Source organism: Pseudomonas sp. KBS0710 (genome assembly GCF_005938045.2).
Taxonomy (GTDB): domain Bacteria; phylum Pseudomonadota; class Gammaproteobacteria; order Pseudomonadales; family Pseudomonadaceae; genus Aquipseudomonas.
Genome location: NZ_VCCF02000001.1, coordinates 1,274,925 through 1,290,207, shown reverse-complemented (window position 1 = coordinate 1,290,207; position 15,283 = coordinate 1,274,925). Strand labels below are relative to the sequence as shown.

Sequence of the window (15,283 nt, the reverse complement as noted above, 5' to 3'; positions counted from 1 at the left end):
TGTGAATACATTCAAGTGTGGGAGCTGGCTTGCCTGCGATGAGGCCCGCACAGTCAGCGAAGATTACAAGCCCTCCAACTCCGCCATCAAATCACTCAGCCGATCCACCTTCTCCGCACTGATCTCATTGGCCGCCAGCCCGTCGATATACTCGGCCAACTCTGCCACCGTGCTGCACTCGAACATCGCCCGCAGCGGCACATCGCGTTGCAGGGTTTTCTGCACCCGCGAAGCAATCTGCGTGGCCAGCAGTGAATGCCCGCCCAGCTCGAAGAAGTTGTCCTGCACGCCCACCCGTTCAACCTTCAACACCTCAGCCCAAATCGCCGCCAAGGTGGCTTCCAGTTCGTTGCGCGGCGCCAGGTAATCCTGGCTGTGCAACTGGCCAATCTCCAGGGCCGGCAAAGCGTTGCGGTCCAGCTTGCCATTGGCGTTCAGCGGCAAGCGGTCGAGCCATAGCCAGTGCAGCGGCACCATGTATTCCGGCAACTCCGCGCGCAGGCGTTGCTTGATGCGGTCCAGGCGCTCGCCGGGATTCAGCGCTGCATCGGTCGCCACCAGGTAACCCACCAAGTGTTTGCCGTTGACGCCTTCCTGCACGCCGACTGCCGCATCCCGCACATCCGGCTGTTCATGCAGGCGCGCTTCGATTTCACCCAGTTCGATGCGGTAACCGCGAATCTTCACCTGATGGTCGATACGCCCGACATATTCCAGCACACCATCGCTGCGCCGACGCGCCAGGTCGCCGGTGCGGTACAGCCGCTCGCCCGGCGCACCGAACGGGTTCGGCACAAACACCTGGGCGGTGCGCAACGGGTCGCTGACATAACCACGCCCTACGCCCGTGCCTGCCACACACAACTCGCCCACAGCCCCTTGCGGTACCAGCTCCAGCGCACCATCGAGCAGATACAAGCGGTTGTTGTCGGTTGGCGTGCCAATTGGAAGGTACGTGCCACGGGTCGACGCCAGGTCAACGCGGAAGAACGCCACGTCATCCGAGCACTCCGCCGGGCCATAAGCGTTGACCAAGCCGATCTCGGGGTAACGCAGCAACCACTGATGCGCCAGCTCCGGCGGCATGGCTTCACCCGTCGGCAGCATCCAGCGCAAGCCGTCCAGGCTCATGCGTTCTTGAGCGAGCATGCCCTGGATCAGCGACGGCACACTCTCCAGCACGCTAATACCTTGGGCCTGCACATGCGCCAGCAAACCCTGCGGGTCATGGGCGATGGTGTTCGGCACAATATCCACCCGCGCGCCAAACAACGGCGCAGCGAGGAACTGCCACACAGAAATATCGAAGCTCTGCGAAGCGGTCTGGGCGATTACATCCGTGTCAGTCAGTTGCAGATACGGCACCTTACTCAACTGGTTATTGAGCATGCCGCGCTGCTCGACCATCACGCCTTTGGGCAAGCCCGTGGAGCCGGAGGTGTAGATCACATAGGCGAGGTTATCCGGCGCACTGTAGACGCCCGGGTTTTCGCCACGGCCGGGCACTTCTTCCCAGACCAGTAACTGGCAGTCGGTGCCGTCGAGCAACTCAATCGCCTGCTCGCGGCACGCCTCGGTGCACACCAGCAACGGCGTGCGGCTCAGGTCGATGATGCGGCTCAAACGCTGGCTTGGCAGACCTGGGTCCAGCGGCAGGTAACCGGCACCGGCCTTGAAACTGCCGATGATCATGCCGAGCAAATCCAGGTTACGCTCGGCCAGCAGCGCCACCGGCTGATCCCGCCCGACACCGGCCTCGATCAGCGCGTAGCCCAGGCCGTTGCTACGGCGGTTCAATTCATCATAGGTCCATTGCTGGTCCAGGCAACTGGCGGCGATGCGCTGCGGATGTTGCGTCACCTGCGCTTCGAACAACTCGATGTAACTGCGCTCCAGCGGGTAGTCATGCTCGCTCTGGTTGCAGCCGTCGACCAGGAACGCCCGCTCCTGCTCGCCGATCAGCGGCAAATCCGCCATGTCGCCATGGAAGCCCTGCACCAACGCCAGCAGCAGGCGCTTGAACTCGCCGAGCATGCCTTGCACGGTGGTTGCATCGAAATAACGCTGGTCGTAGGACAGGTGCAAGCCGAGGTCATCTCCCGGATAACACACGGCCGTCAACGGGAAGTTGGTGTGGGTGCGGCCGGAATCCGAGGTGGCGTTCAGGCTTTGCGCACGGTCCAACACCGAGACTTCCACCGGCGCGTTTTCAAACACAAACAGGCTGTCGAACAGCGGCTGGCCTTTGGGCAGTTCACTGTGTTCCTGGATAGTCACCAGCGGCAGGTATTCGTATTCGCGCAGTTGCATATTGCTGTCGAGCAGGCCGCTCAGCCACTGGCGCACGCTGCAAGGCTGGTCGTCTTCCGGCAGTTTCACCCGCAGCGCGATGCTGTTGATAAACAGGCCGACGGTGCGTTGCATCTCGGGCATCTCCACCGGTCGCCCGGCTACGGTAACGCCAAACAGCACGTCACGATCACCGCTCAAACGCCGCAGCACCAAGGCCCACGCCGCCTGGGCGAAGGTGTTGACGGTGAGTTGATGAGCCTGGGCCAATTCGCGCAGTTGCGCACCGTCGCGGGCATCCAGGCGGGTGTAGCAATCGCCCACCACCATGCCGCCACTGTGGCCTGCGTGTTCACGCAGGAATGGCCGGTCGCTCGGGATCGGCGTAGTGCGCTCAAACCCTTGCAGGTTCTGCTGCCACCACTGGCGCGCTTCATTCAGGTTCTGGCGTTGCAGCCAGGCGATGTAATCGCGGTAGCGCGGCGGCGTAGCCAACTGTGCTTCGCGACCCTCACCCAGGGCCATGTAGATGTCGAAGAAATCATTCATCAGCAACGAGCGGCACCAGGCATCGATCAGGATGTGGTGGTTGCTCATCATGAACCAGTAGCGCGCCTCGCCCACGCGGATCAGCCGCAGGTGGAACGGCGCCTGGTTGAGCAGATCAAACCCGGCTTCGCGCTCGGCCTTGAGCAAGGCTTGCAGACGCGGCTCCTGTTCGGCTTCGGGGTCATGGCTCCAGTCCAGGTACTCGATCGGCGTGCTGCCCGGCTTGTGGATCACTTGCAGCATGTCCTCGCCAACGTTCCAGCAGAACGACGCACGCAAGGCTTCATGCCGGGCGATCACCGCCTGCCAGGCCTGGGCGAAACGCTCGGGGTCCAGGGCGCTGTTGATGCGGTAGCGGTCCTGCATGTAATAGAGGCCGGTGCCCGGTTCCAGCAAAGTGTGCAGCAGCAGGCCCTCCTGCATCGGCGTCAGCGGGTAGACGTCTTCGATGACGTGGGCCGGCACCGGCAGGCTGTCGAGCTGCGATTGAGTCAGGTGCGCCAGCGGGAAGTCGGACGGCGTGAGGCCACCCGCCTCGTCGTTGAGGCAATGCTCAGTCAGGCTTTGCAGCTCCGCCACATAGGCATCGGCCAGCTCACGGATGGTCTGTTGGTTATGCCGCTCACGGCTGAAGGTCCAGCGCAGCACCAATTCGCCGCCATACACCTGGCTGTCGACACTCAGCTCATTGGGCAGCGGCGCATCCGGGTCGTGGGCCAGGCCCGCCGACTCATCCAGCGGATGGAACAGCGCATCGGCGCCGAAGCTCTGGTCGAACTGGCCGAGGTAGTTGAAGGTGATCTGCGCTGTCGGCAGCGCGGCCATGGCCTGCTTGCACTGATCGTCCGCCAGGTAACGCAGCACGCCATAACCCAGGCCTTTGTGCGGCACGCCGCGCAGTTGTTCCTTGATGGCCTTGATCGAGTCGCCCTGCCCGGCTTGCGGCGTCAGGCGCAACGGGTAAGCACTGGTGAACCAGCCGACGCTGCGGGTCAGGTCGATTTCATCGAACAGGGTTTCACGGCCATGGCCTTCCAGTTGGATCAAGGTCGAGGCGTGCCCCGTCCAGCGGCACAGCACGCGGGCCAACGCCGTCAGCAGCAGGTCGTTGACTTGGGTGCGATATGCGCTCGGCGCTTGTTGCAGCAACTGCCGGGTGTGTTCGGCGCCCAGGCGCACGCTGACGGTTTCAGCCTCACGGTTGCGCAGCGAACCCTGTGGGCGCTCCACCGGCAACGCCACTGCCGGACCGGCCAGTTGCTCTTGCCACAGGCTCAACTCTTCACGCAGGGACTCGCTGCCGGCATAAGCGCGCAGGCGCGCCGCCCAATCGCGCAATGCGCTGGTCTTGGCGGGCAGGCTGACGGACTGGCCGTCGCTCAACTGGCGGTAAACCGTTTGCACATCCTCCAGCAATACGCGCCACGACACGCCGTCCACCACCAGGTGATGAATCGCGATCAGCAGGCGTTGCTGGCCTTGCGGGCCGTCCACCAGCAAGGCGCGCAACAGCGGGCCATGCTCAAGGTCGAGGCTGCGTTGAGTGTCAGTGAACAGTGCGGTGCAATCCTGCATATCGCGCACTTGCGCCTGCATCAGCACGCCGCCTTGGGGCACGGCCAAGTGCTCGGCATGCCATTGTGCGTCGCGCTTGGAGAAGCTCAAGCGCAAGGCGTCATGGTGTTCCAGCACCGCCAGCAGCGCTTGCTCCAGGCGATGGGGCTCCAGCAATTGCAGCGGCTTGAGCAGCAATGCCTGGTTCCAGTGCTGACGGTTGGGGATCTCGGTATCAAAGAACCAGTGCTGGATCGGCGTCAGGCCCGAGCTGCCGGTGAGCAGGCCTTGCTCGGCAGTCACCTGTTCGGTACGCGTGGCCACGGCGGCCAGGGTTTGCACGGTCTGGTGCTGGAACAAATCCCGTGGGCTGAAATGAATCCCGGCCTGCCGCGCACGGCTGACCACCTGGATTGACAGGATCGAGTCACCACCCAGTTCAAAGAAGTTATCGTCCAGGCCGACTTGCTGCACGTTCAACACCGCGCACCAAATGGCCGCCAGGGTTTGCTCCAGCTCATTGCGTGGCGCCACGTAGGTTTGGCGATTGGCCTCAGGATCCAGTTGCGGCAAGGCGCGGCGGTCGAGCTTGCCATTGGCAGTCAGCGGCATGCTGTCGAGCACGATCAGGTGCGCGGGCACCATGTAGTCCGGCAGTTGCGCCTTGAGGTGCGTCTTCAGCGCTTCGCGCAAAGTGGCAGGCTCGGCGTCGCTGACCAGATAGGCCGCCAGCTGTTTACCACTGGGTGAATCCAGCGCCAGCACCACGGCTTCGCGCACGGCTTGGTGTTCCAGCAGGCGCGTTTCAATTTCGCCCAGCTCGATGCGGAAACCGCGAATCTTCACTTGATGGTCGATACGGCCCAGGTACTCCACCAGGCCGTCGGCGCGTTGGCGCACCAGGTCGCCGGTGCGGTACAAACGGCCCCCATCGGCAGCAAACGGATCGGCGACAAACCGCTCGGCCGTCATGCCCGCACGTTCGTGATAACCCTGGGCCAGACCCGCGCCGCCGACATACAACTCGCCGGTCGCACCTTGGGGCACCAGCGCCAGGTCTGCGTCGAGAATGTAGGCCACGCGAGCGCCGATGATGCTGCCGATCGGCACGCTGGCGGCGCCCTCTTCCAACACCTCCGGCGCCAGACTGGCCAGCGGCATCACCACGGTTTCGGTCGGGCCATAGGCGTTGAAAAATAGCTCGGGCTGGAACGCCGCACGGATACGCTGCAAGTGTTCGCCGGTCAGCGCCTCGCCGCCGGTGATGCACATGCGCACCGGCAAGGTCTGCTGCTGGGTTGCCAGCCATTGCGCCAACTGGCTGCCATAGCTTGGGGTAAAGCCGAGGATAGTGATGCCATGGGCACGGATCAGCGCGCAGATTTCTTCGGCATCCCATTGGCCTTGAGCGCGCAACACCACCTGCGCACCGCTGAGCAACGGCACCAGTAAACGCTCGGTGGCGGCGTCGAAGTTGATGGAGTAGAAGTGCAGCTCGCAATCATCCGCGCGCATGCCAAAGCGCTCGATCACGGCCTGGCAATGCATGGCGATTTCGCCGTGGGACACCACCACGCCTTTCGGCTTGCCGGTGGAGCCGGAGGTGTAGATCAGGTACGCCTGATGTTGCGGCAGGCTGATAAACGGCAGCTCGTCGGCAGGGTAATTGGCCAGCACCGGCAAGTCATCTTCCAGGCACCAGCACGCCACGGTGGCAGGCAGCTCGCCAAGGGCTTCGAACATCGCCGCATCACTGAGCAGCAGGCCGATGCCGCTGTCTTCAATCATGTAATGCAGGCGGTCGAGCGGGTATTCCGGGTCCAGCGGCACATAGGCGCCGCCGGCCTTGAGGATCGCCAGCAGGCCGATGACCATTTCCAGCGAACGCGGCAACGCCAGGCCGACCCGCACTTGCGGGCCGACACCGCGCTCACGCAGCATCCACGCCAGGCGGTTGGCGCGCTCGTTCAGTTCGCGATAGCTGAGCGTACCCCCGGCAAAGGTCAACGCCGCTGCATCCGGGCGAGCCACGGCTTGTTGGCTGAACAGTGGGTGAATGCACTGATCCAGACGGTGTTCACCCGCCTCGACACCCAGGCTACTGTGCAATGCGCGCTGCTCAGCGGCCGTCAGCAAGGGCAACTCGCTCAGTCGCTGTTGCGGGTTGGCGATCAACGCTTCCAACAGGTTTTGCCAATGTGCGGCCATCCGCGCAATACGCGGCTCGTCGAACAAATCGGTGCTGTAGGTCAGGCAGCAACCCAGGCGATGGTCGAGGTCGGTGACTTCCAGGTTGAGGTCGAACTTGGTCGCCCGCGCATCGTTGACCAGGTATTCGACGGTCATGCCCGCCAGTTGGCGGCTTTGCTGGAACTCCCAACGCTGCACGTTGCACATCACCTGGAACAGCGGGTTATAGGCCGCGCTGCGCGGCGGTTGCAGGGCTTCCACCAGGTGATCGAATGGCAAGTCCTGGTGCGACTGGCCGTCGATCACGGTATGGCGCACCTGCTCGAACAACTCCGCCACATTCATCTGCCCATTGAGCTGGCAACGCAGCACCTGGGTGTTGAGGAACGCGCCGATCAGCCCTTCGCTTTCCGGGCGAATGCGGTTGGCCACCGGCGCGCCGATGCGCAGGTCGGTCTGGCCGCTGTAGCGGTAGAGCAACACCGCCAGGGTGGCGGTCATGGTCATGAACAAGGTCAGGCCACGCTCGGCGTTGAAGGCGCGCACGCGAGCGGCCAAATCATCGCTCAGATCGAAGCGGTACAGCTCGCCTTGATGGCTTTGCACCGGCGGGCGTGGGCGGTCGGCGGGCAGTTCGAGCAAAGGATGCTCGTGGCCCAGCTGTGCGGTCCAGTAGTCCAGTTGGCGCTGACGCTCGCCGGACTCCAGCCACTGGCGCTGCCACACGCTGTAGTCGAGGTATTGCACCGCCAGCGGCGCCAGCGGCGAGTCGCGTTCGTCGATAAACGCCTCGTACAGCGCGCCCAGTTCACGGGCGAAAATGTCCATGGCCCAGCCTTCGGTGACGATATGGTGCAGGGTCAGCACGAAGTAGTGCTCCTGCTCGCCGGCCTTGACCACGCAAGCACGCAACAGCGGCCCGATTTCCAGGTTGAACGGCGTGTGGGCTTCTTGATCGGCGAAATCTTGCAGGCGCTGCTGACGCTCGGTTTCATTGAGCGCGGAGAAATCCTGCCAATCCATGCGCAAGCCGGTTTGCACCGCGACCTTCTGATATGCCACGCCATCGACGCTCGGGAAGGTGGTGCGCAGGGTTTCGTGGCGCATGATCAAGGCTTGCAACGCCGCCTCAAAACGCCCTACATCCAGTATGCCGCGCAGACGCGCCATGCCACCGACGTTGTAGGCCGGGCTGTCGGGCTCCATCTGCCAGAGGAACCACATGCGCTGCTGGGAATAAGACAGCGGCACCGGCGCGCTGCGGTCGACCCTGGCGATAGCGGTTTGCTGATTGCGTTGGCCCGACGCCTGGATCACAGCCACTTGCTCGGCAAACGCACCCAGCTCGCTGGCTTCGAACAAGGTGCGCAACGGCAACTCGACGTCGCAAGCCTGGCGGGTGCGCGAGATGATTTGCGTGGCCAGCAACGAGTGGCCGCCGAGGGCGAAAAAGTCGTCGCCCAGGCCGATACGTGGCAAGCCCAGCACTTCGCGCCAGATCGCGGCAATCTGCTGCTGCAACGGCGTTGCAGGCTCGATGTGCTCGCGGGTTTGCCACACTGGGTCCGGTAAGGCGCGGCGGTCGAGTTTGCCGCTGGGGCTCAGGGGCATGGCGGCCAGGCGCATCAGCAAGGCGGGCACCATGTACTCCGGCAGCTCAGCGGCCAGGGCGGCTTTTACGTCCTGCTCGGCAAGCTCCATCTGCGCGGTGTAGTAGCCAATCAGTTGTGCGTCACGCACCAGCACTACGGCTTGAGCGATGCCGTCCAGCGCCAGCATACGGGCTTCGATTTCTTCAGGCTCTACACGAAAGCCACGCAATTTAACCTGCTGATCAAGGCGGCCGAGGTATTCGAGCACGCCATCGGCGCTCCAACGCACGCGGTCGCCGGTGCGGTACAGGCGGGTGCCGGGTTCGCCCAGCGGATCGGCGACAAAACGCTCGGCGGTCAGCCCGGCGCGGCCCAGGTAACCGCGCGCCAGGCCGATGCCGCCGATGCACAGTTCGCCCGGCACACCGGCCGGCAACGGGTTAAGTTGCTCATCCAGCACGCGGCAGATCACATTGCCCAGCGGCCGGCCAATGGGCGAGCGCTCGCCATCCGCAACCTGGCAATGCCAGTGGGTCACATTGATCGCGGTTTCGGTCGGGCCATAACGGTTGTGCAATTGCACCGCCGGCAACTGCGCCAATACGCGGTTACGCAGCTCGGCAGGCAAGGCTTCACCGCCGGAGAACAGACGCCGCAGGCTGGTGCACTCGGCCACCAGTGGCTCATCGATAAACAGCTGCAACAGCGGCGGCACAAAGTGCAGCGTGGTCACGCCATGCTCCTGCACCAGCTGCGCAATGCGGTGCGGGTCGCGATGTTCACCCGGGCCGGCCAGCACCAGGCGGCAGCCGGTGATCAGCGGCCAGAAACACTCCCACACCGACACGTCAAAACTGATCGGTGCCTTTTGCATCAGCACATCGGTGTCGTTCAGTTGGTAAGTGGCCTGCATCCACTGCAAGCGCTCGGCCAGGGCCGCATGGGTATTGCCCACGCCTTTGGGCTGGCCGGTGGAGCCGGAGGTGTAGATCACGTAAGCGAGGTTGTCGCCATTCAGGTGCAGGCCCGGCGCCTGGGTCGGCCAGCTGTCCAGGTGCAGGCTGTCCATGGCGATCACGCACACGCCCTCGGTGGCCGGCAGCAGTTCAAGCAGTGCGGTTTGGGTCAGCAACAGGTGTACGCCGCTGTCCTTGAGCATGTAGGCCAGGCGGTCGGCGGGGTAATCCGGGTCGAGGGGCACATAGGCGCCGCCGGCCTTGATGATTGCCAACAGGCCGATCAGTAGCTGTGGCGAACGCTCGGCGGCGATGGCCACGCACACATCCGGGCCGACGCCTTTGTCGCGCAGGTAGTGGGCCAGGCGATTGGCCTGGGTGTGCAGTTGGGCGAAGGTAAGGCTGCCGCCTTGCCAGACCAGTGCGGTGTTGTCCGAGACTTGTTGGCTGAGCAATTCGGGTAGCCACTGCTGGGCCGGGGCACACGGAGCTTCGCTCCATGGCTGCTGCTCGTCTGTGTGCATCAGCTTGAGGTCGCCGATGGCGTGCTCCGGCTGCTCGCACACCGCTTGCAGCAGGCTGACAAAATGCTCGGCCAGGCGCTGGATGGTCGCGCTGTCGAACAGTTCATCGGCGTAGTCGAACGCCAGGCTCAGGCGCCCGTTACGTTCTTCTTCAGTGTGCAGTTGCAGGTCGAACTTGGCTTCGCGGCTGTGCCATGGCAGCTCATCGGCAAGCATGCCCGGCAAGCGGCGCAAGGCGCTCAAATCGCGTTGCTGGTGGTTGAACATGACCTGGAACAGGCCTTGTTCGCGGGCCTGGGGGAAGGCTTCCAGCAGTTGTTCGAAGGGCAGGTCCTGGTGGGCCTGGGCGCCCAGCGCAGCCTGGCGCGTGGCAGCCAACAGCTGATTGAACGGCAGGCGCCCGTCCAGCTCAACGCGCAACACCAAGGTGTTGATGAAGAAGCCAATCAGACCTTGGGTTTCCTGGCGCGGGCGATTGGCGTTGGGCACGCCGATGCGAATATCGCGCTGGCCGCTGTAGCGGTAAAGCAGGCTCTGGAACGCCGCCAGCAACAGCATGAACGGTGTGGACTCATGGGCTTGCGCGGTCTGGCGAATGGCTTCGCTGAGCGCTGCGCTCAAGCGCACGCTGTGGCGCGAGGCACTGTTGATGTGCTGCGCAGAGCGTGGATGGTCAGTGGCCAGGTTCAGGGTCGGGTGCTCCTCACCCAGTTGCGCCTGCCAATAGGCCAATTGCCGCTGGCCTTCCCCTTCGGCCAGCCATTGGCGCTGCCAACTGCCGTAATCGGCGTATTGCAGGGCCAGTGGCGGCAACTCCAGGGTTTGGCCTTGGGTCGCGGCGGCATACAGACGCGAGAATTCGTCGATCAGAATGTTGAGCGACCAACCGTCGGCGATGATGTGATGCAAGGTCACCAGCAGTTGGTGATCTTCATCGTCCAGGCGCACCAGCGTTACCCACAGCAACGGGCCTTTTTCCAGGTCGAACTGAGTGCGTGCTTCGTCCTCGCGGATCTGCTGCGCGCGAGCTTCGCGTTCGGCGGTGGGCAGGTCGCTGAGGTCGATCACTTGCAACTCGAAACCCGTGCTGGCCTCGACGCGCTGGAAGGCTTGGCCATCGCGCTCATAGAAGCGTGTGCGCAAGGCTTCGTGGCGCTGGATCAACTGCTGGAAGCTCGTGCGCACCGCATCCTCGTCCAGCTCGCCGCGCAACCGCAGGGCGCCGGGGATGGTGTAGGCGCTGCTGTGCGGGTCCAGTTGCCAGGTGATCCACAGGCGGTTCTGTGCCAGGGATTGCGGCAGGTCGTCCTGGCGTGACAAGGCCTGGATCGCGCCTTGGGCAATGCCTCCGTCTTGCTGTAGCTGCGCCACATTGGCGGCGAACGCCGAGAGCGTCGGCGCTTCGAACAGCAGGCGCAGGTTCAGCTCCAGGCCCAGGGTTTCACGCAGGCGCGCGACCACTTGGGTGGCGGTGATGGAGTTGCCGCCGAGCAAGAAGAAATGGTCGTCGGCCGCCACCGTTGCGACCTGCAACTGCTCGCACCAGATCGCTGCAATCTGCTTTTGCAGTTCGGATTCAAGCAGCGCATCGCTGGCATGGGCTTGCAGATTCGGGAACTGCGCGTAGCTGTCGAGGCTGCCATCGGCATGACGCAGCGCGCAGGCCGAGCGCTGCACCTTGCCGCTGGAGGTCTTGGGCAAGGCGCCGGGGTTGAGCAACACCACCACGCTCGGGGCTTCTTGATAAGCCTCGGCCACGGCTTGGCGAATCGCCTTGATCAAGGCTTCGGGTGGCAGGATTTTCTGCACGCTGCGGCTGATTTCTGCGGCGATGCCGATGCCTTCCAGGCCTTGGTGATTCACAGCGAACGCCGCGACCCGGCCTTTGCGCACCACTTCGACTTCGCGCTCGACGGTCTGCTCGATGTCTTGTGGATACAGGTTGTGGCCGCGCACGATCAACAGGTCTTTGAGGCGGCCGGTGATGTACACCTCGCCGTCACGGATAAAGCCCAGGTCGCCGGTGCGCAGCCAGGTGCGACCCGCGTGTTGTACAAAGGTCTTGGCGCTGGCCTCTGGGTTGCGCCAGTAGCCGTGGGCGATGCTGGGGCCGGCGGCCCAGAGTTCGCCGACACGGTTGTCGGACAATTCGGTGAGGGTGTGCGGATCTACGATCAGCACCGCATGCTCCGGCTGGCTTGTGCCGCAACTCATGATCGCGCTGCCCTGCCCCGGTTCAGCGCGGTTGGCGGCCAGCGCCTGCTCATCCACATGCAACGTGGGGATGCCTTGACCACGGGTGCCACCGGCGACAAACAAAGTCGCCTCGGCCAGCCCGTAGGAGGCGAAGAAATTGTTCGAGGTAAAACCACAGACGGCAAACTTCTCGGCGAAGCGTTCCAGGGTGTCGAGACGGATCGGCTCGGAGCCCGAATAGGCCACGCGCCATTTGCTCAAGTCCAAGCGTTCCAGCGCGGTTTCACTGACCCGCTCACTGCACAGCCGATAGGCGAAATCCGGCCCGCCGCTGATGGTGCCGCCGTATTCGCTGATCGCTTGCAGCCAGCGCAATGGCCGGCCAAGGAAGTACGCCGGCGACATCAGCACACAGGGCACGCCACTGAAGATCGGTTGCAGCAAGCCGCCGATCAGGCCCATGTCGTGGTACAGCGGCAGCCAGCTGACGATCACGTCATCCGGGTTCAGATCAATGCCGAAGCCGCGACGGATCAGCACTTCGTTGGCCACCAAGTTGCCGTGGCTGACTTGCACGCCTTTAGGCAGTGCGGTGGAGCCGGAGGTGTATTGCAGGAAGGCGATGTCGTCCGCTTGCAGCTCGGGTTCGACCCAATGGTTGGAAGGCAGCAGGGTATCGACGCTCAACACCGGTGGCGCGTTTTCGATCTGCGCCAGGCCGTCTGCCAGGCTGGCGATGGTCAGCAGCAGGCGCGGCTCGGCATCGCTGATGATCGACAGCAGGCGCTCCTGATGATGGCGTTTGGTGGATTCCGGCGGATAGGCCGGCACCGCGATAACCCCGGCGTACAGGCAACCAAAGAAAGCCGCGACGTAATCCGGGCCGCTGGGGAACAGCAGCACCGCGCGGTCACCCAGCGCCGCATTGGCCTGCAAGGCGGCGGCAATGGTGCGGGCGCGCTGGTCGAGGTCGCGGTAACTGAGCACAACGCTGTCGGCGGCGGATTCGGCAAGGAAGCGCAGGGCCACCTGCTCCGGCGTCTGCGCGGCGCGGCGTTGGAGGGACTGGACCAGGGTGCGGGGAAGTTCGAAGGCGTCCATCATGGGGTTCCTGCCTGAAATCGGCTTACGGGGAAATCGGGAATTAGGGCCGTGCTAAACGGCTGCCAGTTGGCGCGCCACATCATTACGCCAGCGGGCCAGGTGCTCGTCGGCATAGCGGCGCAAGCAGCGCAGCACGGCGCTCTCGTGCTGCACGAGGAAGAAGTGGTGACCGTCGAACATGTCGAGGGAAAAGCCGCTGGCGGCATCCAGCTGCCAGTCGAGCAACTGGTCGGCGCGCACACTGTCCTGCTTGCCGCCAAACACATGGATCGGCATGCCCAGCGGCGCGCGCTCGCCATAGGTGAAGCTGCCGCACAGCAGGAAGTCGGCGCGCAAAATCGGCAGCATCAACTGCATCAATTCCGGGTTGCCCAGCGCCTCTTCGGCGGTGCCCTGCAGCTCGCGCAGGCGGGCGAGCAATTGCTCGTCGGTCTTTTCGATGGCGTATTCGCTCACATCGCGGCGCGCCGGGCCGGCGGTACCGGAGGCAAATAGCGCCAGCGGCGCAGGCAGATTGCGTGCCTTCAGGGCATGCGCCAGTTCAAATGCCAGCAGGCCGCCGAGGCTGTGGCCGAACAGTGCATAGGGACCGCTCAGGTCGCGACTGATTTCCTCCGCCAGTTGCGCCGCGAGGGTTTTGATATCGCGCTGCAACGGCTCATCCATGCGCATGCCGCGCCCCGGCAACTCCAGCGGGCACACCTGCAACCAGTCAGGCAGCGCCCGGCGCCAGCGTGCATAAACCATCGCGCTGGCACCCGAATAGGGCAGGCAGAACAGGCGCAATCGCGTGGAAACGCTCATTGATCGCGGTCTCCAAACTGAAACACGCTGCCTGCACGATAAAAACCCATTTCGCCCTCCTGCGGGTGCTGATCCTTGGCCGTTTGCTAACGGACCTGTCACCCAGAAGAACGGACGGCCCCGGCAAATAATTAGTCGCTGGGGGTAAGCGAGACGTGGTTCACACCGAACAAGAAAGCATAAGATTAGTTCGTCTTCTCATTTGACAATCATTATCATTCAGCATAATTTGTTGCCCGATGTGTAGGAGGCCTCAGCAAGGACGCCCTCCCCTAACTCTTTCGCGACAAGGTGATTTCCATGACGGAACAAGTATCCACAGGCAGGTGTGATTCACCCCTTTTGCAGGCATTCGTCGACAATCGATTGATTCTGGTGAAGATCGCCGCGCGTATTACCGGCTGCCGCTCACGCGCCGAAGACGTGGTGCAGGACGCCTACTTCCGGCTGCAATCGGCGCCGACCATCACCTCGTCGTTCAAGGCGCAATTGAGTTATCTGTTCCAGATCGTGCGCAACCTGGCGATCGATCACTACCGTAAGCAGGCCCTGGAGCTCAAGTATTCGGGGACGGAAGAGGAAGGCTTGAATGTGGTCATTCACGGCGCTTCACCGGAAACCTCGCATATCAACTTCAACACCCTGGAAAACATCGCCGACGCCCTGACGGAGCTGCCCCAGCGCACCCGCTACGCGTTCGAGATGTACCGCCTGCACGGCGTGCCGCAAAAAGACATCGCCAAGGAGTTGGGCGTGTCCCCAACCCTGGTCAACTTCATGATTCGCGATGCGCTGGTGCATTGCCGCAAGGTGTCGGGCAGCCATAGCGATACGTTTGCGCGCAGGGTGTGAAGCTCGCGGGGGCATATCCGTTGCTGCGGTAACGGCCGCTTAGGGTTCCGCCCTGACGGCGGCTCACTTTTTGAAGGACCGGAATGCCGGCCCAGCAAAAAGTAAGCAAAAAGTCCTCGCCCCACCACTCGGTGCCTCGCTGTGGCTCGGCATGCCCGCAATCCGACAGTGATTTGGGGGGCCGCCGACTTCGTCAGCGAAAAGGATGTAAGGGCCAGAGCAACAGCAACAGCAACAGCCAACCTCACCATCAAGGTTGGATGCGGTCACCTGTGGGAGCGGGCTTGCTCGCGAATGCGGTGGGTTAGTCAATTCATCTGTCACTGACACACCGCATTCGCGAGCAAGCCCGCTCCCACATTTAGACCCCGTGCATCAGGTAGACAGGCTTTTGCTTTGCACTTGATCTGGCTCTTGCTTCAACCACTCAGGTCGGCTTTCAGGCCGCCGTGCTGTAGATCTTGATCTAGATTTTGATCTGAGTCGCCCCGTTAACCACGCTGGCCGCACGCAGGCTTGAATCCGTGGGTAACCCGGCAGGACGCCGGGTTAGCCGCGCTGGGCCAAGGATGGCCCATCGCGGCGGCCCACGGATTCAAGCCGGAGTGAGGGCACACCGAGCCATAGCGAGGTGCCGAGTGGTGGGGCGAGGACTTTTTGGTTACCTTTTTGG

At 63.2% G+C, this 15,283-nt stretch carries 3 protein-coding genes; 1 reads left to right on the top strand and 2 read right to left on the bottom strand.

All coding sequences use genetic code 11. The features are described from left to right. Positions 1–63 precede the first annotated feature (63 nt). Together FFI16_RS06050 and FFI16_RS06045 are read right to left on the bottom strand one after the other, a co-directional pair. Positions 64–12,954 carry a non-ribosomal peptide synthetase gene (locus FFI16_RS06050; RefSeq protein WP_138814518.1) on the bottom strand — a complete coding sequence of 4,297 codons (12,891 nt, stop codon included), beginning with the start codon at positions 12,952–12,954 and terminating at the stop codon, positions 64–66. A 51-nt stretch (positions 12,955–13,005) separates the two neighbouring features. Further along, positions 13,006–13,758: a thioesterase II family protein gene (locus FFI16_RS06045; protein WP_138814517.1), complete on the bottom strand. Its 753-nt coding sequence runs from the start codon at positions 13,756–13,758 to the stop codon at positions 13,006–13,008. Positions 13,759–14,058: 300 nt separating this feature from the next. Here FFI16_RS06045 and FFI16_RS06040 point away from each other — a divergent pair, with 300 nt between their 5' ends. Then, positions 14,059–14,610 (top strand): RNA polymerase factor sigma-70, encoded by a 552-nt coding sequence (locus tag FFI16_RS06040; RefSeq protein ID WP_005789991.1) that lies wholly within the window; start codon positions 14,059–14,061, stop codon positions 14,608–14,610. Positions 14,611–15,283: the final 673 nt, after the last annotated feature.

Excerpts from the sequence above, each read along its gene's own strand:
- FFI16_RS06040 (WP_005789991.1), top strand. The coding sequence starts at position 14,059 with ATGACGGAACAAGTATCCACAGGCAGGTGTGATTCACCCCTTTTGCAG.
- FFI16_RS06045 (WP_138814517.1), bottom strand. The coding sequence starts at position 13,758 with ATGAGCGTTTCCACGCGATTGCGCCTGTTCTGCCTGCCCTATTCGGGT.
- FFI16_RS06050 (WP_138814518.1), bottom strand. The coding sequence starts at position 12,954 with ATGATGGACGCCTTCGAACTTCCCCGCACCCTGGTCCAGTCCCTCCAA.